The sequence below is a fragment of the Gemmobacter sp. 24YEA27 genome, from assembly GCF_030052995.1.
Taxonomy (GTDB): domain Bacteria; phylum Pseudomonadota; class Alphaproteobacteria; order Rhodobacterales; family Rhodobacteraceae; genus Pseudogemmobacter.
Map to the genome: position 1 here is coordinate 1,711,040 of NZ_JASJPW010000001.1, position 24,607 is coordinate 1,735,646.

At 60.8% G+C, this 24,607-nt stretch carries 24 protein-coding genes, 1 tRNA gene and 2 pseudogenes; 12 read left to right on the forward strand and 15 right to left on the reverse strand.

What is annotated here, in order from left to right:
• Window positions 1–4 precede the first annotated feature (4 nt).
• The 5 genes and pseudogenes from fdhF to QNO18_RS08480 all read right to left on the reverse strand — a co-directional run bounded on the left by fdhF (window position 5) and on the right by QNO18_RS08480 (window position 6,154).
• Window positions 5–2,914: a formate dehydrogenase subunit alpha gene (gene fdhF / locus QNO18_RS08460; RefSeq protein ID WP_283177311.1), complete on the reverse strand. Its 2,910-nt coding sequence runs from the start codon at window positions 2,912–2,914 to the stop codon at window positions 5–7.
• Between the two features lies 1 nt (window position 2,915).
• Window positions 2,916–3,140 (reverse strand): DUF4287 domain-containing protein, encoded by a 225-nt coding sequence (locus QNO18_RS08465; RefSeq protein ID WP_198837848.1) that lies wholly within the window; start codon window positions 3,138–3,140, stop codon window positions 2,916–2,918.
• Window positions 3,137–4,672 carry a formate dehydrogenase beta subunit gene (locus QNO18_RS08470; RefSeq protein ID WP_283177312.1) on the reverse strand — a complete coding sequence of 512 codons (1,536 nt, stop codon included), beginning with the start codon at window positions 4,670–4,672 and terminating at the stop codon, window positions 3,137–3,139. Before QNO18_RS08470 ends, QNO18_RS08465 begins: the two co-directional genes overlap by 4 nt.
• The gene (locus tag QNO18_RS08475) at window positions 4,672–5,139 is read right to left on the reverse strand and encodes a formate dehydrogenase subunit gamma (RefSeq protein WP_198837846.1); all 468 of its coding nucleotides are present in this window, start codon (window positions 5,137–5,139) and stop codon (window positions 4,672–4,674) included. The genes QNO18_RS08470 and QNO18_RS08475 overlap by 1 nt, the downstream gene beginning before the upstream one ends.
• Before the next feature lie 163 nt (window positions 5,140–5,302).
• Window positions 5,303–6,154, reverse strand: a pseudogene (locus QNO18_RS08480) (LysR family transcriptional regulator).
• A gap of 466 nt (window positions 6,155–6,620) precedes the next feature.
• On the opposite strand from QNO18_RS08480, the gene QNO18_RS08485 reads away from it, so the two are divergent.
• From QNO18_RS08485 to QNO18_RS08510, 6 genes are all read left to right on the forward strand, one after another.
• Window positions 6,621–7,691 (forward strand): hypothetical protein, encoded by a 1,071-nt coding sequence (locus QNO18_RS08485; RefSeq protein WP_283177313.1) that lies wholly within the window; start codon window positions 6,621–6,623, stop codon window positions 7,689–7,691.
• Window positions 7,688–7,960 carry a hypothetical protein gene (locus tag QNO18_RS08490; protein ID WP_283177314.1) on the forward strand — a complete coding sequence of 91 codons (273 nt, stop codon included), beginning with the start codon at window positions 7,688–7,690 and terminating at the stop codon, window positions 7,958–7,960. Before QNO18_RS08485 ends, QNO18_RS08490 begins: the two co-directional genes overlap by 4 nt.
• Window positions 7,953–9,077 (forward strand): hypothetical protein, encoded by a 1,125-nt coding sequence (locus QNO18_RS08495; protein ID WP_283177315.1) that lies wholly within the window; start codon window positions 7,953–7,955, stop codon window positions 9,075–9,077. The genes QNO18_RS08490 and QNO18_RS08495 overlap by 8 nt, the downstream gene beginning before the upstream one ends.
• A 144-nt stretch (window positions 9,078–9,221) precedes the next feature.
• Window positions 9,222–11,150 (forward strand): ATP-binding protein, encoded by a 1,929-nt coding sequence (locus QNO18_RS08500; protein ID WP_283177316.1) that lies wholly within the window; start codon window positions 9,222–9,224, stop codon window positions 11,148–11,150.
• A 346-nt stretch (window positions 11,151–11,496) separates the two neighbouring features.
• Window positions 11,497–13,317 (forward strand): DUF6638 family protein, encoded by a 1,821-nt coding sequence (locus QNO18_RS08505; protein ID WP_283177317.1) that lies wholly within the window; start codon window positions 11,497–11,499, stop codon window positions 13,315–13,317.
• Between the two features lie 4 nt (window positions 13,318–13,321).
• On the forward strand, window positions 13,322–13,993 hold the full coding sequence (locus QNO18_RS08510) for a DUF1523 family protein (protein WP_283177318.1): 672 nt from the start codon (window positions 13,322–13,324) through the stop codon (window positions 13,991–13,993).
• On the opposite strand, the gene QNO18_RS08515 is transcribed toward QNO18_RS08510, so the two are convergent.
• Window positions 13,976–14,404: a hypothetical protein gene (locus QNO18_RS08515; protein ID WP_283177319.1), complete on the reverse strand. Its 429-nt coding sequence runs from the start codon at window positions 14,402–14,404 to the stop codon at window positions 13,976–13,978. The two genes, QNO18_RS08510 and QNO18_RS08515, sit on opposite strands and share 18 nt — an antisense overlap.
• Before the next feature lie 1,714 nt (window positions 14,405–16,118).
• Window positions 16,119–17,213, reverse strand: a pseudogene (locus tag QNO18_RS08520) (IS5 family transposase).
• Window positions 17,214–17,410: 197 nt separating this feature from the next.
• On the opposite strand from QNO18_RS08520, the gene QNO18_RS08525 reads away from it, so the two are divergent.
• A tRNA-Cys gene (locus tag QNO18_RS08525) sits at window positions 17,411–17,484 on the forward strand.
• An 81-nt stretch (window positions 17,485–17,565) separates the two neighbouring features.
• Here the strand turns inward: QNO18_RS08525 and QNO18_RS08530 are convergent.
• From QNO18_RS08530 to QNO18_RS08555, 6 genes are all read right to left on the reverse strand, one after another.
• The gene (locus QNO18_RS08530) at window positions 17,566–18,564 is read right to left on the reverse strand and encodes a tyrosine-type recombinase/integrase (RefSeq protein WP_283177320.1); all 999 of its coding nucleotides are present in this window, start codon (window positions 18,562–18,564) and stop codon (window positions 17,566–17,568) included.
• Window positions 18,558–18,767 (reverse strand): hypothetical protein, encoded by a 210-nt coding sequence (locus tag QNO18_RS08535; protein WP_283177321.1) that lies wholly within the window; start codon window positions 18,765–18,767, stop codon window positions 18,558–18,560. The genes QNO18_RS08530 and QNO18_RS08535 overlap by 7 nt, the downstream gene beginning before the upstream one ends.
• Window positions 18,767–19,288 carry a MerR family transcriptional regulator gene (locus QNO18_RS08540; protein ID WP_283177322.1) on the reverse strand — a complete coding sequence of 174 codons (522 nt, stop codon included), beginning with the start codon at window positions 19,286–19,288 and terminating at the stop codon, window positions 18,767–18,769. Before QNO18_RS08540 ends, QNO18_RS08535 begins: the two co-directional genes overlap by 1 nt.
• Before the next feature lie 116 nt (window positions 19,289–19,404).
• Complete coding sequence (locus QNO18_RS08545) at window positions 19,405–19,710, reverse strand: hypothetical protein (protein WP_283177323.1); 306 nt, start codon at window positions 19,708–19,710, stop codon at window positions 19,405–19,407.
• Entirely contained in the window at window positions 19,697–19,903 is a 207-nt protein-coding gene (locus QNO18_RS08550) for a hypothetical protein (protein WP_283177324.1), read from the reverse strand. The genes QNO18_RS08545 and QNO18_RS08550 overlap by 14 nt, the downstream gene beginning before the upstream one ends.
• Window positions 19,900–20,088 (reverse strand): hypothetical protein, encoded by a 189-nt coding sequence (locus QNO18_RS08555; protein WP_283177325.1) that lies wholly within the window; start codon window positions 20,086–20,088, stop codon window positions 19,900–19,902. The genes QNO18_RS08550 and QNO18_RS08555 overlap by 4 nt, the downstream gene beginning before the upstream one ends.
• A gap of 453 nt (window positions 20,089–20,541) precedes the next feature.
• Between QNO18_RS08555 and QNO18_RS08560 the strand changes: the two genes are divergently transcribed.
• Complete coding sequence (locus tag QNO18_RS08560; RefSeq protein WP_283177326.1) at window positions 20,542–20,892, forward strand: hypothetical protein; 351 nt, start codon at window positions 20,542–20,544, stop codon at window positions 20,890–20,892.
• A 119-nt stretch (window positions 20,893–21,011) separates the two neighbouring features.
• Here QNO18_RS08560 and QNO18_RS08565 read toward each other — a convergent pair whose 3' ends face one another.
• Both QNO18_RS08565 and QNO18_RS08570 read right to left on the reverse strand, forming a co-directional pair.
• Complete coding sequence (locus tag QNO18_RS08565) at window positions 21,012–21,362, reverse strand: hypothetical protein (RefSeq protein WP_283177327.1); 351 nt, start codon at window positions 21,360–21,362, stop codon at window positions 21,012–21,014.
• The gene (locus tag QNO18_RS08570) at window positions 21,344–21,598 is read right to left on the reverse strand and encodes a hypothetical protein (RefSeq protein WP_283177328.1); all 255 of its coding nucleotides are present in this window, start codon (window positions 21,596–21,598) and stop codon (window positions 21,344–21,346) included. Before QNO18_RS08570 ends, QNO18_RS08565 begins: the two co-directional genes overlap by 19 nt.
• Before the next feature lie 53 nt (window positions 21,599–21,651).
• Here QNO18_RS08570 and QNO18_RS08575 point away from each other — a divergent pair.
• The 4 genes from QNO18_RS08575 to QNO18_RS08590 all read left to right on the forward strand — a co-directional run bounded on the left by QNO18_RS08575 (window position 21,652) and on the right by QNO18_RS08590 (window position 24,448).
• Window positions 21,652–22,480, forward strand: a protein-coding gene (locus tag QNO18_RS08575) for an IS5 family transposase (protein ID WP_283176493.1) whose coding sequence is annotated in 2 segments (ribosomal slippage) — window positions 21,652–21,999 and window positions 22,001–22,480 — 828 coding nt in all. Because the reading frame shifts where the segments join, the coding sequence is not laid out codon by codon here.
• Window positions 22,481–22,805: 325 nt separating this feature from the next.
• Window positions 22,806–23,279, forward strand: coding sequence for a hypothetical protein (locus tag QNO18_RS08580; RefSeq protein ID WP_283177329.1), 474 nt, complete (start codon window positions 22,806–22,808; stop codon window positions 23,277–23,279).
• A 33-nt stretch (window positions 23,280–23,312) separates the two neighbouring features.
• Complete coding sequence (locus QNO18_RS08585; protein ID WP_349293847.1) at window positions 23,313–23,630, forward strand: transposase; 318 nt, start codon at window positions 23,313–23,315, stop codon at window positions 23,628–23,630.
• Window positions 23,627–24,448 (forward strand): IS3 family transposase, encoded by an 822-nt coding sequence (locus QNO18_RS08590; RefSeq protein ID WP_283176385.1) that lies wholly within the window; start codon window positions 23,627–23,629, stop codon window positions 24,446–24,448. The genes QNO18_RS08585 and QNO18_RS08590 overlap by 4 nt, the downstream gene beginning before the upstream one ends.
• The last annotated feature ends 159 nt before the right edge of the window (window positions 24,449–24,607 follow it).

Sequence of the window (24,607 nt, forward strand, 5' to 3'; positions counted from 1 at the left end):
CGCCTTACTCCGCAGCGGGCAGGATGCGACGCGACAGGGTTGCCTGAGCGTTATACTCTTCCTGCCAGTCCGATGGCCCGTTCGAGGGGCTGACCTGCACCGCCGTCACCTTATATTCCGGGCAGTTGGTCGCCCAGTCCGAGAAATCGGTGGTGATAACGTTAGCCTGGGTGTCGGGATGGTGGAAGGTGGTATAGACCACGCCCGGCGAGACCTTGTCGGTGATATCCGCGCGCAAGGACGTGACCCCCGCACGCGAGGCCAGCCGCACCCAGTCCCCGTTGCGGATGCCGCGGTTCTCGGCGTCATGCGGGTGGATTTCCAGCATATCCTCGGGGTGCCAGGCGGTGTTGTCGGTGCGCCGCGTCTGCGCGCCGACGTTATACTGGCTGAGGATGCGGCCGGTGGTCAGCAAAAGCGGGAATTTCGGCCCGGTTTTCTCATCTGTCGCGACATATTCGGTGCGGATGAATTTGCCCTTGCCGCGCACGAAACCGTCGACATGGACCAGCGGCGTTCCTTCCGGCGCCTTATCGTTCACCGGCCATTGCACCGAGCCCATGGTCTCGATCTTCTCATAGCTCACACCGGCGAAAGACGGCGTGGTCATGGCGATCTCTTCCATGATCTGGGCGGGGTGGGTGTAGCCCCATTTTGCCCTGCCCTGGTCTTCCAGCATGCGGTTCGCGAACATCTGGGTGATTTCCCAGTCGGCATAGCCCTGTTTCGGGGCCATCACCTTGCGGACCATATTGATGCGGCGTTCGGCATTGGTGAAGGTGCCGTCTTTTTCCAGGAAGGACGAGCCCGGGAAGAAGACATGCGCGTAATTCGCGGTCTCGTTCAGGAAGAGGTCATGAACGACGACACATTCCATCGCAGCAAGGCCCGAGGCGACGTGATGGGTGTCGGGGTCGGATTGCAGGATGTCTTCGCCCTGGCAATAAAGACCCTTAAAGGTGCCCTCGACCGCCGCATCCAGCATGTTCGGGATCCGCAGACCGGGTTCCGGGTCGATCTTCACATCCCAGAGGGTCTCATAGATCGCGCGGACTTCCGGGTTCTTGACGTGGCGATAGCCCGGCAGTTCATGCGGGAACGAGCCCATATCGCAGGAGCCCTGCACGTTGTTCTGCCCGCGCAGCGGGTTCACGCCAACGCCGGGGCGGCCGATATTGCCGGTCAGCATCGCGAGGTTTGCGATGCCGATGACGGTGGTCGAGCCCTGGCTGTGCTCGGTCACGCCGAGGCCATAGTAAATCGCCGCATTGCCGCCGGTGGCGTAGAGACGGGCCGCGCCGCGCACTTCTGCGGCCGGAACGCCGGTCAGCATCTCGATGGCTTCGGGCGAATGGCGCGGGTCGGCGACGAATTCCATATAGTCCTGGAATTCATCCCAGTCGCAGCGGGTGCGGATGAACTCTTCGTTGTAAAGACCCTCGGTCACGATCACATGCGCCAGCGCGGTGACCACGGCCACATTGGTGCCGGGCTTAAGCGCCAGGTGATGTTTCGCGCGGTAATGCGGGCCCTCGACCGATTCCGTACGACGCGGATCGACAACGATCAGCTTTGCCCCTTTACGCAGGCGCTTTTTCATCCGGCTGGCAAAGACCGGGTGGCCGGAATGCGGGTTGGCGCCGATCACGAGGATCACGTCAGCCGCTTCGACCGAGTCGAAATCCTGGGTGCCGGCCGAGGTGCCGAAGGTCTGGCCAAGCCCATAGCCGGTCGGCGAATGGCAGACACGGGCGCAGGTATCGGTGTTGTTGTTCTGGAAGACGGCGCGGGTCAGTTTCTGAACGAGGTAGGTTTCCTCATTGGTGCAGCGCGAGGAGGTGATCACGCCGACCGACTGACGGCCATATTTCTCCTGGATCGCTTTCATGCGCGAGGCCGCGAAATCCATGGCTTCGGTCCAGGAGACTTCCTGCCAGGGATCGTTGATGCTGTCGCGGATCATCGGGTTCAGGATGCGATCCTTGTGGCTCGCATAGCCGTAAGCAAATCGGCCCTTGACGCAGGAATGGCCGCGGTTCGCCTTGCCATGCTTATAGGGCACCATACGCACCAGCTCGTCACCGCGCATCTCGGCCTTGAACTGGCAGCCGACGCCGCAATAGGCGCAGGTGGTGACGACGGACTTGTCAGGCGTGCCGATGTCGAGCACCGATTTCTCGATCAGGGTCGCGGTGGGGCAGGCCTGAACGCAGGCACCGCAGGAGACGCAGTCCGAGGCGAGGAAGCTGTCATCCTTGACACCGGCATGGATCCGGCTCTCAAAGCCACGGCCCTCAATGGTCAGCGCGAAAGTGCCCTGAACTTCTTCGCAGGCACGAACGCAACGGTTGCAGACGATGCATTTCGACGGATCATAAGAGAAATAGGGGTTCGAGTCGTCCTTCGGCAGCCAGTCGATATTGGCTTCGCCCGAGGTGTTTTTCGCAAGGAAGTGATTGGCTTCAGCCTCATAGCGCACATCGCGCAGGCCAACGGCACCGGCCATATCCTGCAGCTCGCAATCGCCATTGGCACCGCAGGTCAGGCAGTCCAGCGGGTGGTCGGAGATGTAAAGCTCCATCACGCCTTTGCGCAGCTGCTTCAGCTTGCCGGTCTGGGTCTTGACCCTGATTCCGGGCGCGACCGGCGTGGTGCAGGAGGCGGGGGTGCCATTGCGGCCCTCGATCTCGACCAGACAAAGGCGGCAGGAGCCAAAGGCATCAATGCTGTCGGTCGCGCAAAGCTTCGGCACCGTGATGCCAAGCTCGGCGGCGGCGCGCATGATCGAGGTGCCTTCGGGCACGGTGACCTCGAAGCCGTCGATCTCCAGCGTCACTTGCGTCTTCGACTTCGACGCGGGCGTGCCCATGTCGCGGTCGGAGAACATCGGGGCGGGGATGATGAAATCTTTCATCTCATATGTCCTTCTGGCTCAGCGCATGAGCAACAAGCGCATTGGCGTGGCCGTGGCCAAGACCGTGGGTTTCTTTCAGCCAACCGACAATCTTCATATGGGGCTGGCCGGTTTGTGTCGCAATAAGGTCCAGCCAATGTTGCACTGGCTGGCCATATTTCGCCTCGATCGAGGGAAAGTAAGAGGCGGGCCCCTTAACCTGTCCGCTGATCGGGGCGGTGTTCATTCGGCGGCCTCGCGGGCGGCGCCCGTGAAATCATCCGGGAAATGCGTCAGGGCCGACATCACCGGGTAGGGGGTGAAGCCGCCAAGCGCGCAAAGCGATCCCGATTTCATCGTCTCGCACAGATCCGTCAGCAGCGGGATCGCCGCTGTGTCACCGCGTGCGATACGGTCAAGCGTCTCGACGCCGCGCACCGCGCCGATCCGGCAGGGCGTGCATTTGCCGCAGCTTTCAATCGCGCAGAATTCCATCGCGAACCGCGCCATCGCCATCATATCAGCGGTGTCATCGGCAACCGTCAGACCGGCATGGCCGATCAGCGCATTCTGGCCGGCATATTCTTCATAGCCGAAAGGCGTGTCGAACTGGCTGACCGGGATCCAGGCGCCCAGCGGGCCACCGACCTGCACCGCCTTGACCGGGCGACCGGAAGCCGTGCCGCCGCCGATCTCATTGACGATCTTATCCAGCGTCAGACCAAAGGCGATTTCAAAAAGGCCGCCATGTTTCACATTGCCCGCGATTTGCAGCGGGATCGTGCCTTTCGAGCGGCCGATGCCAAAGCTTGCATAATGCTCGGCGCCTTCCGCCAGGATCACCGGCACCGAGGCCAGCGAAATGACGTTGTTCACGACCGTCGGGCGGCCCATGAACCCCTGCAGGGCCGGCAGCGGCGGCTTGGCGCGCACCGTGCCGCGCTTGCCTTCAAGGCTGTTCAGGAGCGCGGTCTCTTCGCCGCAGACATAGGCACCGGCGCCGACGCGCAGTTCCAGCTCAAACACTTTGCCCGAGCCGAGCACGTTCTGCCCGAGAAGCCCCTCGACACGGCCCACTGCGATGGCAGCCGCCATCACCTCATTCGCGTCCGGATATTCCGAGCGGGAATAGATAAAGCCCTTGGTGGCGCCAACCGCGATCCCGGCAATGATCATGCCTTCGATCAGGGTGAAGGGGTCGCCTTCCATGATCATGCGGTCGGCGAAGGTGCCGGAGTCGCCTTCGTCGGCATTGGTGACGATGTATTTCTTCTCGCCCAGTTCCGGTTTTATGGGCGCATCATGGACGGTCTTCCATTTGATGCCGGTGGGGAAGCCCGCGCCGCCCCGGCCACGCAGGCCGGAATTCAGCACTTCCTGAACAACTTCGGCGCCGGTCATTGCCAGCGCCCGGGTCAGGCCTTTGAGGCCGCCATGGGCCCGATATTCATCCAGCGAAACCGGATCGATGATGCCGCAGCGGGCGAAAGTCAGACGGGTCTGGGCCCTGAGCCAGGGCAGGTCTTCGGTGAGGCCAAGCGCCAGCGCGCCACCGTCGAAAATCTGCGCCACGTCTTCCGGCGTCATCGGGCCAAAGGCCACGCGGCCTTCAGGCGTTTCCACTTCGACCAGGGGTTCCAGCCAGACCATGCCGCGTGATCCGTTGCGGGTGATCGTCACCTCAACACCACGGCGCGCCGCCTCGGCCTTCACAGCCGTTACAACTTCTTCAGCCCCAAGCGCCTTTGCGCTTGCGTCGCGGGGGATCCAGATCCTCATCAGCGCATACCCTTCACGATAGCGTCAAGTTTCGCCTCGGTCAGGCGGCCAACCACTTTGCCGTCGACCAGCGCCGACGGGCCGCAGGCACAAAGGCCAAGGCAGAAGATCGGCTCCAGCGTGATCTTTCCGTCGGGTGTCGTCTCATGCCAGTCGAGGCCCAGCGTCTCTTTCGCATGGGCCGCCACACGGTCCGCACCCATGGTCTGGCAGCTTTCGGCACGACACAGCTTCAGCACATGGGTTCCGGCGGGTTTCGCCCTGAAATCATGGTAGAATGTCATCACGCCATAGGCTTCGGCCTTGGAGATATTCTGATGCTGCGCGATCTGCGGCAGCACCTCCTCCGGCACGTAACCAAAGCTTTCCTGCACCGAATGCAGAATGGGCAAAAGCGCGCCCTCGGTGCCCGAATGGGCGGCGAGGATCTCTTCTACACGGGCGGCGATGTCTACAGAATCAAGCATATGCGGGCCTTTCGCTGGCCCGTTGATTTGTAAACCTTATGATAGGTCAATCAATTCATATTGCCCGTTATGTGATAGGTAAATCCTATCAAATCTCGAGGGATTTGGTTGGTTTTGCCTTTCGGGTGTCAGCGCCGCGCGCGGTACTTCTGCGCCTCGTCAATCAGCGCAGCGATGACCGGGGTCTGGGGATCCCGCCGCGCGCAGATCAGGCCGACCATATGTTCGACCTCGGGCTCGACCAGCGGCACAGTGACGATCTGGCCGCCACCGGCAAAAATATCCGCCAGACGTTTCGAGACAATGGAGCACCAGTTGCCTGTCAGCACATGGCTCACCAGCACGATCGAGGAATTGCTTTCGACGCCTGGCGTGCGCAGCCCCCCGCCGCGGCGAGGTTCTGGTCGACAATGCGGCGGTTCTGCATGTCCTGGGTCAGCAGGCAAAGCGGCTGCGTCGCGGCCTCGGACCAGGAGATGCGGTCGCGCCCCGCCATTTCCGACCCGGGCGTGCAGATGAACCGGTAGAATTCCGGATAAAGCGGCGCCTGGGTCACGCGCCCCAGCGGCTCATTGTCGAGATAGGTGATGCCGGCGTCGAGATCGAGGCTCTCGATCCCGGTCAGGATCTCGGTCGATGTTCTCGACAGCACCGAAAGGGTGACATTAGGGTGGCGGGTGAGGAAAGGGCGGGTCAGTTCTGCCACCATCGGCAGGGCCGTCGGGATCACCCCGATCCGCAGATGTCCCGAAAGGCCAGAGCGCGCGACCCGCATCTCATCGCGCAAAGCGCGCACATCGCCGACGATCTGCACCGCGCGTTCCAGCACGCGTTTGCCTTCGGGCGTCAGCCCCTGAAAGCGCGAACCACGATGCACAAGCTGCACCCCGAGCGTCTCTTCCAGCTGGCGGATCGCAGAAGACAGCGAAGGCTGGGTGACGCCACAGGCCTCGGCCGCGCGCCCGAAATGCCGTTCTTTCGCCAATGCGATGAACATCTGCAGCTTGTCGATCATTCCGGTTTCCGGCCACTATTCTTATTTGCTGATTTTTTCATGGGGTTGCTGGGTTCTGGTCTGTCCGCAGACCTGCACTTGCCCCGTCACACGCAGCTTCATACAGAACCCTGAACATCTCCAAAACGCAAGGCCGCGCCGGTGGTCATGCACCACGGCGGACCGATGCTGACCAAATGGCACAGCAGGTCCGGCAAGAAACGCGTCCTGCCGGCCGCCCTACGCAAGCACCGCGCGAATGCCAAAACCCGTGGAAAGCCAGAATTGGTGAAAAGCCAGTCTTTGTGGAAGGCCAGTGCCCGCGCTCTCTGTATCGGGCAGGTAGGGTATTCCGCCCTGTAACAGGCGCGCGAAAGCTGGCTTGTCAACTTTGTTCCTGCTTCCGAAACCTGGTCCATACGCGTAGCATCCGCGCGAGGCCCCAATGTCAGGGGCAGAGTGGTCCGGTTGTTTGATGGAGGGCAGATTGTCGAATTTTGAAGCTCAGATCCTTGAGAGTGAAAAACAGGTCCGGGTGGCCCAGGACAAGATCACCGCGATCACATCGGTGATTGAAAGCGCGCGGACCAAGGCCGATCAGGGCATCGAGATCGACGTGGAAAATGCCACGCTGGAAGATGTGCACAAACATACCGATGTGATGAATGCCAATATCGCCGAGCTGATCATGGGGCTTGACGATGTGACCGCCGCGTTCTCGAAGGATTTCGATGAGATGCGGACAAAGACCGGCTGGGAAAGCTTTGTCGGCATCTTCTCCTCGGGGAAATCGGAAAGCCTGCGCCAGGAGCGGCTGCGCTCGGCCACCATCGATGACAAGCTGCAGGATCTGATCTCGAAATCGGATGTGATCGTAAAGTTGCTGCAAGGCCAGCTGGAGCTTCTGAACGGGCAGAAAGCGAAGGTCGAGACCAATCTTTCCGCGACCCTGACCGATCGCGAAACGACTGTCGCTGAACTTGAAGCGGTGCGCCGTGAGGTGGCCGCAATGGATCCGGGGCTGATCGAGCTGGAGAACCGCATCTCGGTCGAGATGGATGCGGCGGCGCGGACCCGGCTTGAGACCGAGCTTGCCGGGCTGAACGCGAAACACAACGCGCTGATCCAGGATGAACAGGTCAAGCTTGCCCGCAGCCAGACGCTCGAGCGCTATATCGAAAAGGGCAAGACCTGGGTCGACAGCCTGACCAACCAGGCCGCGACCCAGCTGGTGCTGATCAACAAGCTGCAAACCGATACCCGCCAGCGCGTGGTGCTTTATGACGCGCTGACCTCGTCGCTGAAAACCGCGCAACAGCAGGATGTCGCACACCGGATCAATGAGATCGGGGTCAAGACCGACCAGGAGGCCCAGGCGGCCATGGCGGCAATCGGCTCGGCCACCAATGCGAAAATGGCCGATATGCTCGAGGCGCATGAGGGCAATATGGTCTTCGCCCGTAAGATCCTTGAGGAAAAGGCCAGGGCGGATGAACGTTTCGCCCGCCGCTTTGCCGCGATTGTCGAGAAACACGACAAAAGCAGTTACGGCGGATGAGAGGGGGGCGGCTGCCAGGTCGGGCCTTCCCGGCAGGACTGGCCCTGATCGCGCTTGGGATCGTCATGATCGGGCTGGGCGCGGTGCTTGACCATTACGATATGACCCGGGCCGAATGGTATATTGGCGAGAGCGGCCTCTTTGTGCTGGGGGCAGGCAGTATTCTCGCGCTCGTTGCGGTGCTGTTTGTGCTGATGGGCGGCGGCGATATTTCCGGGCCTGCTTCGGGAGGGCCAGCCGGGGGAAAGGATGGAGGCGCGGATGGCTGATAACAGCGTCAGGGAAGCGCTGGTCAGTGATCACGCCGAAATCTACGATACCGCCCAGGCGCGGCGCTATTTCGCAAAATTCAGCAGGATCGGCGGCTATCTGGCCAGGATCGCGGCGGAATTCGAGAAAGAATGCCGTTTCAGCCGGGTAGAAACACGGGTTCTGGCTGCCTATCTGAACGGCGTGATCGGCACATTCAGCGCGCTCAGCCATAAATACCTGATGTCGGGCCTTGCCGAAGGCGCGCCACGCCTGACCATCGACCGCCATGAAAGCGGTTTTCCGGTGGTGCAGGAACTGATGATGATGGCGGTCGATGCCCAGCAGGCCGAACGTCATCTCTCGGGCATGGCCTCTGCAGCCGAGCTGCGCGACCACATGATCCGCACCATTCTGGGCGAGCGCAAAGTGCCGGTGCAGCTCCAGTTCGCGCTGAGCCAGCGGCTTTACTATGAGGCGGTCCGTGCGGGCGGATTGTTTCACGCGAGGAATGACCCGGAAGCGCAATGGCTGGGGCAAAATGGCGACCGCCGCCGCTATCTGATCCATTGGGCGGTCTGGGATTCCGGGCTGAACCTGCCGGTGGTCTATCTGCTGGAGATGGAGGATTCCGGTCGCCGCCCGCTGCCCGAGGACGCCTTGCGTTGGCCCGGTATCCGGCAAAAGCTGCTGGCGCAGAGCGTGGGTGGGCTGAAGCTGGTCACCATGGCCACCGGCTTTGACAAGGATTTCGACGACGCCTGTCCGAAACGGCTGCGCCGTATCACGCTGGGGCCGATGTATTCCTCGGGCTTCACGCTGCAATCGGGCCCGATCTCGCATGTGCTGGAAGATGCGCGCGCCCCGGAAGGCGAGGATTGGGCGCTGGTCTGGACGCTGGAAGATCTGGTCTCGGATCGTGAAGAGCCGGTGAAAGACGGCTGGTTCTCGACGCGGCCCGGGCAGATCTGGCGTCTCGCGCCGGTGTTCGGGGCCGATACGGGGACGACGGCGACTGAACGGATGATCGTGCTGCCGGAGCGGCCCTATCAGGTGCTTGTCGAACAGGACCCGCCGGGGCTGCGCGGCATCCGGAAATTCGTGGTGGGCGGCGGGGGCAGGCTGATCCCGGGCTAGGGGGCGCTGCCCCCGTCCGCGCCTGCGGCGCGGACTCCCCCGGGATATTTAGAGACAGATGAAAGACGCTTTTCATCTGTCTCTAAATATCCCCGCCGGAGGCATGAACGGTTGAAGCCGGGGGTTCCGGCAGGAAGGTAAGAGATGGTTGCGCGCGATACGATGGAACTGAAAGAAGAGGCGATCCGGGGCCAGTATGAGGCGGCGCTCGGGCTTGTTTCCGGGTTCGATCATGCGCCGCGCCTGGCGAAGCCGCAGGAGGCGGCGCCGCTTACCGAGCGCTCGCCCGGGATCGGGGCGCGGCCCCGGTTTCGATCGACGGTGCCGGGGATGGCGGCGCGTCCGGCGGCGCGGCCAGGCGGGGTGCGGATCCTTGACCGGATCGAGGCGCTTTCGGATGGGCTGCTCTCTCCCGGACAGGCGGCGGCGCTGAATGCGCTCCGGCGGGCTTTGGCGGTTGCTTTGGCGATGGGCGAGACCTTTGCGGCGCAATCGGGGCTGGCGGAGCTGAAGCGCGCCAATCTCGAAGGCCGGCTTCCCGAGGCGCGGCGCGCGGAGTTTGGGGAATTGCTTCAGGCCGAGGCGCTTGCGGTGCTTTATACATTCGCCAATGCGACAGCGTTTCTGATCGCGCCGCATCTCGGCAGCCAGACCGTCGAAATAGGCGAGGTCGAGGAGGTGCTGACCGATAATGCGCCGCTCGCGTTGCAGGGGGCGCTTTGGGAGCTGGATCAGGATATCGCCGCTCTGGCCTCGGACGATCAGCGGCTGGTCGCGGTGATTTCGGCCTTTGCCGAAGCTTTGATGCAGAAAGTGGCGCTCCGGGCCGAGACGGCGCCGCGCCTTGCTGCCTATTCCGGCGGATCCTGGAAGGTCGAAGCCGATGGCTTGCTGATTGCCGGGTTCCGCCCCGCGCGGGTGGCAAAGGGCGGTCAGATCACCATGGCGTTTAAAAAGCCACATGAGGTGGTCGGCAATCATATCGCGAAATATCAGAGCCTTCGTCTGGCAAAGATGCTGATGGCCTATGATTTTGAGCGCCGGTTGAACCCCTTTGCGGAACTGGGCGGGTTTATTTTCACCTTCATGGGGGATGGCAAGCCCGGTACCGGGAAAACTACCCTGATCCAGATGATGGCGGGGCTTTTGAATGATTACTGCCAGATTGCGGGATATCCGTTCCGCTATCAGAATTTCTCGATCGACCAGATAGATTCCTATCAGGGTAAATCCGGGCAAAATGCGAAAGCTTTTGTCGACACCATTCTTGATCCGTCGGCAATTGGCTTTGGCACGATTGACGATATTGACCAGGTCGCGGGGAAACGTGGCGACCGGCAGTCAAGCGCCGGCCAGCAGGAAGTGACCGCTGTTTTTATGGGCGCCTTTGCCGGATCCGGAACAGTGGTGCGCGGCAATTGCACCTTTGGCATGTTTTCGAACTATCCGGAGAATGTCGATGACGCGCTGCGGCAAAGGGCCGGGGCGCGGTTTCTGGTCGACGGGCCGCAAACGCGCGAAGATTATATCGATATTCTGTCGCTGCTTCTGGGGAAGAACCATTCCATTCCTTTGGGAGAGCATGATCTTTTTGCGGCTCAGGAAATCAAAAAGGCGGTACATGCCAGTTTTTCTGGCCATTCTCGTCCGCATGAGGCTGGTCTGGTAAAGGTCTGGGAAGATGTTGGCGCAAAATTGGGGCCGCTTGATACGGTTGCGAAGATCGGCGCCTATCTGAAGGCCATCCAGATGTCGGATGAGCGGTTCACCGGGCGCGCTATCAAAAACATCACTGATGCTGTCAAGGTCCGGGCAATGGATTTCGAATTGCCGGATGAATGGATGGAAGAGCCTGACCGCTTCCTTTTCAGGCCATATGACGAAAAGATGCAGATGATCCGGGAGCTTATGACCCCGGTCACGGTTGATATGGTGGTGCAGGAAATCAACCGCTATGCAGACAGCGAATTCCGCTATGCCGATAATTCGGATGAAGTCGCGGTGCAGAACATGATGCGTGACTTCGCGCGCCAGGAAGAGGCGAAGCGGCGTTATCTTGAGAGCAAGAGCTGATGGAGGGTCAGGTCTATTCCGGCGCATTCGAAAGCATGGTGATCTGGGCGATCATCGCTCTGGTCTGGTTGGCTTTGACCTGGATGGTTTTGCGGGCTTTGCCCGGGATGCAAGGCCGGATTTGGGTCGGGGGATATGTTCTCGGTGTATTTATGGCGGCAATAGCAGCGGCTCCGGCCTGGTTTTTTGTCATGCTGATGCTGTTTGCAATTGGCAGCTCCGGGCCGGAAGGTCCGGTGGGGATTGCCGGGCCAGCCATCGTTTCCGGAATTGCTCCTGGCATTATCTCCGGCCTTGTCATCTGCGCGGTTGCGAACAGAAGATGCCCGGCTGAGGGGCGTCAGTCATGAAGCGCCTGATCGAAAAAGGGCTGATGTATGGAAACCTGATCGAGGTTTCCTCGCCCCAGCTTGTGGCCCGCTATAACCGCGCGCTGAAGGCATTGATCGGGCGCGAAACCAGCCTGACAGATTTCCATATCGACCTGTCGGGCTTCTCGCCCGAGATCGGCGAGGAACTCAATGATCCCTGGTATCTCAACCCGAATGGCGCCAACCGACAATTCATCCTGCTGACCACGGCGCAGAAATCTGCGCCTTTGTTGAATATCCGATTCTCGACCTCGCGCGGCATTCTCGTGCAATTCATCGAGGCCAATGAGGCGCAGCTTTTTGCCCTTACCGCCCGCGATGTCGTGGCAGGTGAATTGCAGGGCTCGGTCTTTTCGGTCGAAAAGCCCGAACAATTGTTCCGCATGCGCCGCGTCACGGTCGAGGCCGATACGATCGGCGGCCATGTCGCCGATGCCGAAAAGCTCACGACCCTGATCGAGCGGTTCCGGGCCGAGCCTGACGGCTGGCGCGACGAGTCGCTGATCGCAGAGATGATCGCGCTTGCTGCCCGCACCGGCGATGTGACGCGGGTGCCGATCAATCTGCCGGCGATGACCTTTGAACAGCCCGATTTCTGGTCGGCCCTGTTTGGCGGCATCTATATCTTCCAGGGGCAGAAGTTTCCCGCCGCAATAACCCGGCGTCCGATGATGGAATTCGGCACCCTGCCCATCGCGCAGGTGATGGATTTCAGCCATCGCAACCACATCGCCGACTGGCTGGAGCGCAATCAGCTGGTCGAACCTGTGGTGCAGGCGAGGGGTGGCGGACCGGGCGGCGCCGGGGCAGGGGCGATCCTCCGGCAGAAGATGGATTTCATTCTGGTCAGCGTTGCCGATCAGCTGGGGATCGAGGTCGGCACGGCGCGGCGGACCGAATTGCGCAAGCTGGCTTACCGTCTGGGTGAGGCGCTGCCCGAGGAATTCCTTGGCCTTGCCGCGATGCTGTCCTGGGTGGAAGAGGCCGGGCCCTGGCCGCGGATTTCCAGCGAGCATCCGGCCTATTTCTACACGATCCGCGCCCGGCCCGGCCCGGATCGCGATCTGGTCAATATGCTGCTCTCAGAGCTTTCCGTGATGGATATCCGCCAGCTCTTCATCACCCATAAAGAGCGGTTTTATGAGGAATATCGGGGCTGGTCCGAGGTGAAGCGGCAATATGTGGCCGATTTTCTCGCACGCGAATATATGGTCGACAAGGAGGGCGCGCGTGAGACATTGTTCGGATCAGAGCCGAAAATGGACGAGCTTGCGCGGCCCGAGTTGAAACCCGTGCCACGGACCGGAGCAGGGATGCGGGCCGGAGAAGGGACAGGCGCCGGAATGCAGGGGAACCGGATTGCGGCGGGGCCATGGGGCAAATCCCTCTCCGGAGGGGCGCCAGACGGTGACCCGGGCAGGCCAGGCGCAGGTCTCCGGAACAGGGGCGCCGCGCCATGTCACAGAGGCCGGGCCGTCTGGCCAGACAGAGAGGCGCAGGATGCAGAACGGAGACGGGGAACCCGCATGATCATCGGCTGGATCAGACTTGCTTTCTTCATGCTGATCGGACTGACGATCGCCTATTTTCTTGCATCAATCTATTCCCGCTCGGTCCGGCGCGAAAAGCTTGAAAAGCACTGGCAGGCGCGCGCGCTGGAAGGCGACCGCGCCACTTTTATCGAGCGCGGGATGCAGGCCTATGAAAAGGGGCTGAAACGGCGGCTTTTATGGCTTATCTATATCCTGCCCATGGTCGCCTTTAACGCGATCTTCTTTTATGTGAACTGGTTCTGACCCTATGCGCTACGTCAAATGGACCCTCTGGCTGGCTGTCATTCTTCTGGTGGGCAGCTTCCTGCATTACAATTTGCCGCAACATGACATCGTGCGCATCGTCGGCACCGAGAACCGACGCGTCGATATTGGCGAAAACTCCCTGTTCTGGAGCCGGGCAGAGGTCGGTATGACCAATTCCACCTCGCGCGATGTATTCTTTATCAATGCGGTGACGCCTGGTGGCAGCCCGATGGAGTATCGCAACGAGGATACCGGCTGGGGCTGGCCGCCCTATTTCAAGATCGACAGTTTCGGGCTGCAGACGCGGGCAAAGGATCTGGTCTCGACCCCCGCCGACCCGGTCTGGGTCGAGGTGACGCATTACGGCTGGCGCAACAAGTTCTTTACCATTTTCCCCAATGCCGTTTCGGCAAAGCGGGTGGCGGGCCCGGATGTAACCGTAATCCCCTGGGTCTCGATTGTGATCCTTCTGGTGCTGGCATTCCTTTTGTTCATGCTCCGCCGCATGTGGATGCAGTTTCGCGAGAGGATGATCGACCCGGCCATGGTCAGGGCCGAACTGGCGTTCGACCGCGTCGATTCCGGCGTTGACGACATGCGGGCGGGGGCAAAGGGCATCTGGGGCAGGCTGCGCGCCTGGCTCGACAGCTGGAAATCAAAGCCCAAACGCTGACGGGCAGGGCTGCCGACCCGGGTCTGCGGGCAGGGGCCGGCCAGACAAAGGCCCGGCGTGATGGCGTGCCCCTGTCCAGAGGGGGATCGCTGTCAGATCCTGATCTTGCCCTGCGAGGCCTTTGACAGCGATCCACGCCCTGCCGGGATTGGCGGTGCTGCGATCAAGGGCCAGATAAAGGAATACCAGCGGGTTCGAGGCCAGCGGGCGGATCACGCGGAACTGGTCACCTGGCGTCACGAGACTGTCTTTGATGCTGTCGTTGAGGCCCGGAGCCAGCATCTCCTGGCGTTTGCTGCGAACGACTTCGGTATTGGCGGAAGCCGCAGTGTCGATGTCGAATTGCGACGATCTCTTTTCTGAGACGATCATCAGCCCGGTTTCGCTGTCTGCGCGGCAGCCGCTGATCAATCCGAAATTTCTTTTATTTTCAGGATGTTGTTCGCTATTGCCCTTAACCTTTTAAGGCGCATCTGTGTTTCGGCGTACAAAAAATGAACTCATGAGGCGGGGTATCAGCGTCCAGTTTTGCCCTGCCCCTGAGGTTCTGTCGAACCGGTCGTTGCGGGGCAGCGAACGGAGGGGGCAGCGGGTGGGTACGAGCGCGCAGCTGTGGCGGGCCTTCCGCATACAGGGTGATCGATGAAGAGGATCGTGCGGGAGCTGCGCGTGTCGCGCATCGAAGCCGTTGCGCCATTGGTTCGGGCAATTGCTGAGGTGTGCGCAAGATCTTTCGGTCTGACGAGACAGACTTCAGCTATGAGCGCGAGCGGCGGCCGATGCCGTGGATCGGGCCCTGCCGGGGCAGATGGAACAGTTCCTGTCGTCCAACGCGGCCAAGTCGTCGCGGGAACGGCTGACGCTGATCCGGATCTTCGAAGACCTGTCTGGGCCTGGCTGCGAGGGTGGATACGATGCTGTCCGACGGTTCGCGCGGAATTGGTCGCAGAGCCGGGGCGCAGGAACGGGGGATGCCCATCTGCACGCACGCCATCTGCGACATTGAGCTATGGGAACGCCACCGGTCCGCGAGACCATGGCGGTCGCAAGGGGCGGAACATGATGTTTGGTATGCTCGCCCGCGCGACTACCGGGGGCCTGCGGCTCCGATCTCACAGCATGCCCGGGGGCGGCGCTGCGCCTCGGGCTTGCAGCCAGTTGCCGTCAGGAGGCGCTGGCCTGGCGTTTGCGACGTCTGCTTTCTGAAATCCGAACCGACGCAGGCGGCGCCGGCCCGGGGCGACGGCCCAAGGGGATAGCCGTCGGGGCGCGAAGAAAGCCACGTCGGGCCGATCAGTGCAGCAGAGGTTGGGTCGCTGCTGGTCACCGGCGGGGAGGTGCTTACCCGTCTTTAGCCCCCGCGCCACGCGACAGGCCAGGGAGGCGTCAGGAAGCATGAAAGAAGCGGGGCGCCCCATTCCCTGAGCGCCCCGCAAGTCCAACAGGGAAGACGACGGTCCGATGTGGTTCATCGGTTGTCACGGGGAAAACCAGCAGACAGCGATCTGGTTCCCTGAGAGATGAAATGACCCTGCGGAAAGTATGAGAATGAGCAAGATGACGCCCTTGGAGATCAGCCTGCTCGACGCGGCGGTTGAGGGCGGCCGCATCAGGCACCCACCCATGACGCGCGTGAGAGCGGCGCCGTGCTGAATGAACCCAGACAGGGGATTGCACCGAGTCCTGTCGCAAGGCCTCTGCGATGCCGATCTGCACCAGAGTGGGCGCGCAGCGTGTCGATCAACTCGCTCCTGCAGCGGTGACCGGGACCGGAGACGCGATCGTCGAACTTGTCGTTCTGGGGAGGCTCTCCGCTGGCCCGGACATGGATGTCGGCAGGATCTGGTTGATGACACAGCACAGGAGATGCAGGTACGGGTCTCGTATAGCGGAGGCCTGGCTGGCCTCGGGAGAACTGACATCAGCTGTCCGGTCATGCGTCGCCCTCTGGGAAGGCGGTGTGTCTCTGGACGATGTGAAAGGCGCTGATCTGTTGTGACGCCGCGCGCAGGTGCTTACCAACAGATGGACAAGGCCGATGCCGAGATTTTCGACGATCCTCATTTGCGACGGCGTTGTTGCGCTAATCGGCTGGAAGCGGATCTGCGCCTTACCCGCGTGACGTTCAGCCCACGGCAATGATCCCGGCGGTGCCGCGAGCATTATATTTGTTCATGCGGAGCAGGTGAACGCCACTGGTTCGAGAGAACCTGCGACACAATGCGGATCTGGATCTCTGCAGTTTGCCGATCTGGGTCGCGTGAGGCGATGCGCTGGCCAAAGGCCTTGAGGCAGGTCATCCGCGCCTCGACCCGACTTCGGACATGGTCGCCGACTGATCGCTTCCAGTTGGCGCGTCCGGGGCGTCGTGTTTCGTGCAGGATGTCGTTTCGGACGCGGGCAGCAGGGCAATCCTCTTTCCACGCGCGGCCGTTGCAGCGGACAGGGATGCGCGCTTCGGCTCCCCGTTCGACGATCGCGCCATGGCATCGCCTGGTGTCATAAGCACCGTCGGCCGTGACCGAGCCGGTCTCTTCCTCCTGGGGGAGCTGCGCCAGCAGGTCTGGCAGCATCGGGCTGTCGCCTTGTCGACCGGACGTAAATTCGACGGCCCGGACATCACCGGTCTGCGCCTCCATGCCAATATGGACCTTGCGCCACTGCCTGCGGCGCGACACGCCATGTTTGCGCGCCTGCCACTCCCTGCGTCGGACTTACGCGGCTGCACTGCAGCCACGATTCCTCCTCACGCCGCGGAACCTGATGCCCCTCGCCGGTTCGCTCGAACCGGTGGCGCTTCACCGGCTCGATGTCGACCAACAGGGTCACGGGACCGTCCGGGCGGCGGCAGGGGATCTGCACCACAATCCGTGCCTGACGTCGGCAGAGCCTGGAATAGTCCGGAACAGGCCAGTCCAATCCCGCCATCCCGATCAGGCTGGCGACCAGCCCCACCGTTTGCCGCAGTGGCAGGCCGAACACCACCTTCAGCGTAAGGCCAATCGTCGGGAAAACAGTCCCCCGGACTGTTTCCTGATCCTCCTCATATCTGGATCGCGCTCTCTGAGAAGGTCTCAGGGGGACCGCGCCTGCCAGTCTTCGCAGCGTTCCAGACCAGCGCCGGATCGAACCAGATCGAGAGCCAGCCGCGGCGGCGGAGGGCCGCATTGTAGTCAGGCCAGTTCGTCCTGCGCTAGCGGGGAGAAGAGGGCTTCGGCATAGCCATAGCCTAACAGCCGCGATGCACCACGTGAATCCTCCTCGCCGATAAGTGCAACAACGCCGCCCCTCTGGCAAACGGGGGGCTTGTTAGCCAAGAACAGAACAGGGCCAGAACGGGGTTATTGAGAACATTGTTGCGAGCGGGCCTTGCGGATTTTTCAATGGTCGTCTAAACGATTGATCAATCTGGACAACGGCGGGTTGGCGGAGAGGTTACGCAGCGGATTGCAAATCCGTGAAGACCGGTTCGATTCCGGTACCCGCCTCCATATTTTTCAATGACTTAGCAGACATGACCGGCCCGAGGGTATCATCTAGGGTATCAGGTTTCTGTTCTGTGCCTGTTCTGTTCATTGCCGTTTCCCCCGCGCTTGACGCACCCGCATTTCCTGCCGGGCCTCGCCTGCGTACTTCGCAATCATCTCTTTGGTGGCATGGCCGGAATAGGCGGCGATTTCGTCATCATCGCATCCGGCCCATGCCAACTCCTTCACCCCGCGATAGCGCAGCGCGTGAAGGTCATAGGCTTCCAGCCCCAGCCGTTTGCGCTCTTTCAACATCAGATCAGCCATGTATCGGTAGCTGATCGGGTTGCCGTCCCGCTTGATAAGTATCGGACGGGCAGCAATGGGAACTGCGCCCAGTGCCGCCTTGGTGCGGTCCAGTGAGGCCTTGAGCTGTTCGGTGCAGGGCAACACCAGCGGCTTGTCGGTCTTGTTCTGGCGAAGTGTCAGGGAATCACCGTCATAGTCGCCCCAGCGGAAGCCAACCCAATCGCCGGGGCGTTGGACGCTGCCCACGCCAATTTCGAAGATCAGGCGCGGCAGGCCCTCGGCATCGGTGCGGAACTTCTCCACCGCCCAATCCGGCCAAGGCAGATGTTCGCGCTGCCGCTCGGTCGGGGTCTTAAGCGCCCGGACACCTTTCGCCGGATTGTTCTGGATCCAGCCCAGATCAATGGCATGTTCGCAGAGAACAACCAGCATCTGAGGGATGTAATTCGCAAAGCGGGTGCGATGCGCGTTCGCCTTCTGCGCCCCGATTACGTCAGCCCGCGTCAGGGACTTCACATCTCGGGTGCCGATCTTCTCGCGCAGATAATCCATCACCTTGTCATAGTCCTGCCGGGTACGCGGCTTGAGGCCGGTCCAGCGGCCGGACTTACGGTAATCATCCAGGAGCGCCGCCCATGAAATTTTGGCCTGCATCCGCTTGCCCGTCAGGATTTCCCAATACTGGCGGTCGAATTCGGCAGTGCCCTCCGCAGCGGTGATGCGGTGCAGCTTGCCTTTGAGCCGGACATAAATACGACCCTCGGGGTGCCGCCAGAGGAATTTCTTGGCTACCAAGTTACATCCCCCATACCTTCAGAGGCTTCGCCGCTGGCAATGCGGCGCAAATCGTCTGTAATCCAGCGGTAGACGCCGGGAGCAATTTCACGCCCGCGCGGCAAGTGCCCCGCCTCAACCAACGAACGGAACTCGGCCACCTTCATATCAAGAAGGCGGGCCGCGCTCGTTTCGCTGGCAAGGATCGGAGCGGAGATACTCATCAGTCTTCTGCGTCTTTCGGATACGCGATTTCAAGAACAGCTTCTGGGTGGAAACCGGCGCGGGTGGTTACCAGATCGAACACTCGGCTCATGTTTACAATCGTGGCACCAACCGCGCTGGACTGGATGTTCTGGGTGTAAAAATCGAGCGCGGTTTCGTTCTCCGAAAGGAAAACTTCACGCGCCCAACCCTGCCCGGCCACCAGCAGCGTGATGCCGTAGCCCTTGTTGAACGGGCACCCTGGAACCCGCGCTTCGTCACCGCTATGCGAGAAGCGGCTGGCAGCGTAGAAAGCTGCTTTCAGGTCCGTCATTCCCACATCAATCAGAGCTTTCGCAGCCGCGATTTCGATCAGGTTGAAGAAGGTGAACTGGCGATGGCGACCCTGCGAGCCGCCACCATCAATATCTTTCTGACCAACGATCAGCTTGCGCTTAAGCCAGTTTTGCAGGGTGTCATTTGAAACGCCGGTGGCTTCCACCACCTGTCCGGTCGAGAATTTTTCGTGGAAGATGTTCATCTCAGCCTCATATGGTTAAATGACCATATGCCCCGATCCATCATAATGTCAACAGACCATTTGCGGCATGATCGTGCCGCCAGCGAACCTATTCCGCCCAGATTGGCGTGAAGCGCTCAAGGTGAGTGGAAAACCCACTCTTCCGCATGACGACAGTTCCAGAACTGCTCGTTGCTCCGGGGCTGCCCTATGGCCTTGGCAGTGAGGTGGATGAAGTTACCCAAGGGCGGACTCAGCCCCAGCACGATAGCGCAGCCGGTGAGAGCCGTGCCCGATGGAACTGTTTCCGCCAGCAATCTTGCCAGCTCAGAACAATGACGGGAAATCTGATCGTCCCTGCTCAGGGAAGGCGAAGAGGCCGCATAAGCCGGGGCGGCCAGCGCCACAGCAGGCAGGGAAGTGATGAAACTACGCCGCTGCATGATGCACCTCCGGGCGGGCCTCATAGCCGTGCCGGTCGAGGCGGTCGGCGACACGTTCCGCCAGATGTGCCGTTGCGACCAGCAGCGCCGAAAGCTCCCAGCCTGGCTCTTCGCAGGCTATCCGCGCGGCGAGGTTGCAAAGATCCGAGAGGACCACGGCATCGGAATGCACTTCGGAAATGCGCACGGTCATGCCTGCACCCCCATCAGCTTTTCGGTGCGGCGCAGGGCCGAGCGGACATAGGATCGGGCCTCACGTTCGCCTTGGCTGTAGCCGTTCGGGCGGGCGGTGGCGTCGAGCGCCAGCGAGAGCATGTCGTGGATTTCGGAAAGGGTTGCGGCAGGCAATGCCTGTCCGGTATGGCAATGGATAGCCATGCGGTGTTTCCTCCAGAAACAGCGTTACGGTTAGGGCTGGCAGGGTGTTCCACCACCTTGTCAGCCCGTGTCGTTTTCGACATTATCAACCTATGCAGCGGAGCGATGGGTTGTCAACATTGAAAACCGAAAAGAATAAAGGGGGCCGTCCTAGGACAAATGCCACGCCGATCACTCTGCGTCTCCCACCGCAGGTTCTTGCATGGGTCGATGAAGAGAGGTCGAAGCTCAATCCAGAACCCACGCGCCCAGAGTTTATCCGCAGGCTGATTGATGAACAGCGCGAACGTGGGGCCAACGTAGATGCCTGATGAAATGAACCAAATAGCCTCGGGCGTTTACAGCTTCCTCGTTTCGAATTGGGACACTCTCCTTACCCTAATCATTGCTGCCGTATCTCTGATCGTTTCGATCAGAGCGATCAGAGTCTCAAGGCGATCCGAAGACAGAGCCATGCGCACGGAGATTGCCCAGATGAGGATACGTGTCAAAGAGAGGCACGTTGCGACTGAAAAAATACTTAGCACATTCCATGGGCGGGCAAGTCGGACGTTAGCCGAGTGGAAAGTGTATTTTGCGCGAAATGGAACCTTAGATTCATCGATGTGGGAAGGGAAACAGCGTGAGTTTGAAACCCTCATCGAAGTTACTCAGGCATTAAGGCAGCAGGCGAGTCATTCTCTTGGATCGCTTCAGGGGCTTGGCGCGGAAGAGTTAGAGGGACGTCTTGTTCAGATGGCGTCATTTCTGGCACAAGCTGAAAATCTTGAGACGAACCTCAAGCCACCACCGGCAATCAGATAAGAGCTAAGAAGTAAGCGCCGCGCCCCCTGAAGGCTGGACCGCGCTCTCTCGGGGTTTCCCCACTCACCGAGTAACGGGGATGCCTGGTGCCATGTCGTCAGCACCGGGCGCATCCTGCCCTATTCGTCCTGCCAGTCGATGAAGGCCAGCGCGTCCTGCAAGGTCGCGCCCTCGATCCCTGCTTCCCGCGCCCGTGCAAGCGCCTCGATCATCGTCGCCAGCGCCCGTGCCTTGCCGCCCGCGTCATAGGCCTGCATGGGGCGAACAACGTCGATCAGGACGCGATTGCCCAGTTTACCGGTGGCTTCCTCGGCCATCAGCATGGCGATGGGTTGCAGGATCAGCTGGGCCAGATGCCGCTGCGCTTCCCGCACCAGCGGGCCGGTGGTGGCAGGGTATTGCAGGCCGGGCAGCACCCCGAAGGCAGAGAAGATCGCGCCCTTGGCCTCGGTCAGGAACTTGTCGGCCATCGAGCGCGACAGGTTAGCGCGCCACCGAGAAGCGGCGTGATCGAAATCGCCTCCTGATCCAGCGCCGCCGGCAGGTCGAGGCTGCCACCGACCAGCAGGGTCAGCTCTGTCGTCCGGGGACCGGCAATTCCGGCGGTAGATATGGCCCGCGCACGGATCTGGACGGTGTCACCGGAGCTATACTCCTCAATGCTGCCGCCGCCATGCGCGGCCGGAATGCTAGGTCGTGTTGACAAAAGGGATTCCGCTGGCATTCGTCCTATGATTCAAGCTCATCTCTACGTGGGAGATGAGCTTGGCACGCAACCTGATATCCGACTATGAGTGGACCTTCTTCGAGGGCTTCATTCGTGCCGCCCGGCACTCTAACGGGCGGAAACCTGCGGACCATCGTCTTGTTCTCGATGGAATTTCCTGGATCACAAGGACTGGTGCGCCATGGCGTGATCTGCCCAAAGAGTTTGGCAAGTGGTCCTCGGTCTACCGTCAGTTCCGCCGGTGGACTTTGGCGGGATTGTGGGAGGATATCCTGGATGCGCTGAACCACGCTGGGATCGCGCCAGACAAGCTCCAGATGGTCGACAGCACTGTGATCCGCGCTCATCATCATGCGGCGGGCGCAAAAGGGGGACTGCTGACAAGAGGCTCCTGGCCGTTCGAGAGCGTCCGGTGGGAAAACGATCCACTGGATCGTTTTCTGGACCACCTTCCACTTCTCGACCAAGATCCATCTCCGCGTCAACGGCGCAGGCCTCCCGATGAGGACCGAGATCACGCCGGGGCAGGATTCCGACTACACCGGCTATGATCTGGTGATGGCTGACAATCTGCCCCAACCGACAGTTCTGGTCGCCGACAGGGGCTATGACTCTGATAAAATTCGGGAAGACATCGAGAGCCGCAACGCCCTGCCCATGATACCGATGCGAAAGAACCGAAGGGTGCGCAAGGCTGTCGACATGACCATCTATACCCTGCGCAACATGGTCGAGCGCTGCTTCAACAACCTGAAAAACAGCCGCCGCCTTGCAACCCGCTACGACAAAACCGCCGAAAGCTTCCTGGGCTTCGTCGACGTCGCCTGCATCAGGCTCTGGCTCCGCCATTTGTCAACATGACCTAAGGAAGAGGGGAAAACCTCACACCAATGACTCATTAGTCCCAAAGCGACTCCTTCCATTTCAGAGAAAATATCGCACCAACAAACCGCCGGATCAGGCACCTCTTTAAATATGTTGTGCTGAACGGACAAATATGCGTAGATCTAATCATCACATGATACGTTGCCGTTACGCAGACCCATAGCCTTTTACATTGTTCAATACATGTTTCCGAGGCGCTATGACTTATGCATTATGCGACTGCGAGACCGTCTCCCCTGAAGCACCCCAGGCCATAAAGGCACGGCATTACAAAAGGCCGGCGTTAAGTCCCGGGCCGCATATGACGGGGTTGCTCTCTGTCCTTAAACGCTGCCTTGCGCAAGCCATTCTGGCGATTTGCGCTTTGCTCTTCGCTTTCAGCCCGGGCCGCGCCATGGCGCAGGTCGTTTGGGAGGATTTCCGCGGCAATGAACGTGTTCCCTTGCCACTCGGAAACCCACACTACGAAAATGATGAGGGCGCCCCCCTTGTGACGCTGAAGAATTTCTCAAGCAATGTCATTAATGTAGCGCGATCAGGGACGAGTAATAGTATAAATTTCCGGGCCTTGGATTATACCCTGTGCAACTACGAGGACGCCCCAGGGAGCGCGTCATGTATTGCCCGGGTTCAGGGGCGCGTGCTTTGGGCAAGGGTTCAGTTTCCCCAACCCGGGAATTACACATTCTCGCTGGCGCATGACGACCAGGTCGATATCGATGTGTCGGGCAACTTTGCCAGCAATTCTTTTAAAACGATTGTAACGCCCCACTGAACTTCTGCTCATGCTATAAGGAGACAGGTAGCAATGAGTGTGAGTATGGAAGACGGCGTCAAACGGTGGACCGCGAAGCGCAAGACAGCGCTGGTGATCGAGATCATTCAAGGCAAGACGACCGTTGCGGAGGCGAGCCGGTCGTTTGATCTGTCGCCCTCGGAGATCGAGGGTTGGGTCGATGACGCGAAGCGCGGGATGGAGAATTCTCTGCGGGCGAACCCGCTCGACATCCGGGAGCAATACGAGAAGCAGCTGAAGGACCTGCAGGAGGCCTATGGCGAGGCGATGCTGGAGCTGCGTGCGCGAAAAAAGTTCCAGGCCCTGCTGGATGCTCAGGACGAGAAATGATCCGCAGCATTCACCGGGGCCTGCTCGCGGAAGGGTTTGCCGTGCCGCTGACGAAACTCTGCGCCTGGTTTGGCGTCCCGCGGCGCACGGTCTACTATCTGCCGACGAAGGGGGCGCCGAAGATCGCAGCGCGCTTCGCCGAACCGATCAAAGCGATGATCGAGAGCAATCCGTCCTTCGGCTACCGCACGGTCGCTTGGCTGCTGGGGTTCAACAAGAACACGGTTCAGCGGATCTTCCGGCTCAAGGGCTGGCAGGTCCGCAAGCGGGTTCTGGGCATGCGACCGCGGATCGAAGCGATCCCTTCGGTGGCCGCCGCGCCGAACGAGCGGTGGTCGACCGACATGTGCCGGGTCTGGGCCGGGCGCGACGGCTGGACTACCCTTGCCCTCGTCATCGACTGCCACACACGCGAACTGCTCGGCTGGCACCTGTCCCGATCCGGCAAGGCCACGACGGCCGCCAGTGCGCTGGAGCATGCGCTGATCACCCGGTTCGGCACCCTCGGCCGGGTGCCAGAGCCATTCCTGCTGCGGTCGGACAATGGTCTGGTCTTCACCAGTCGCAAGTTCACGGGTTTGGTGCGCGGCTACGGGCTGAAGCAGGAGTTCATCACTCCGCATTGCCCGCAACAAAATGGCATGGTCGAGCGCGTGATCCGGACGCTGAAGGAGCAATGCGTCCATCGCCAGCGCTTCGACAGCATCCAGCACGCCGCCCGCGCGATCGGTGAATGGATCGGCTTCTACAACCATCAGCGCCCGCATCAGGCGCTGAAGATGAAAACGCCAGCACAGGCATTCGCCTTAGCGGCTTAACTTGAGCAGAAACTGATGGGTCATTACAATCCGGGGCACCAGTGCGATGCTGCGCATAACCTATGTGCTTGCCCGGGAGGAGCCCGATAAGCTGGCGCAACAGCGGCTGCGCCTGGTCGAACGGGCGCTGCGGGCACTGTGGCGTGAGCAGGGTAGCTA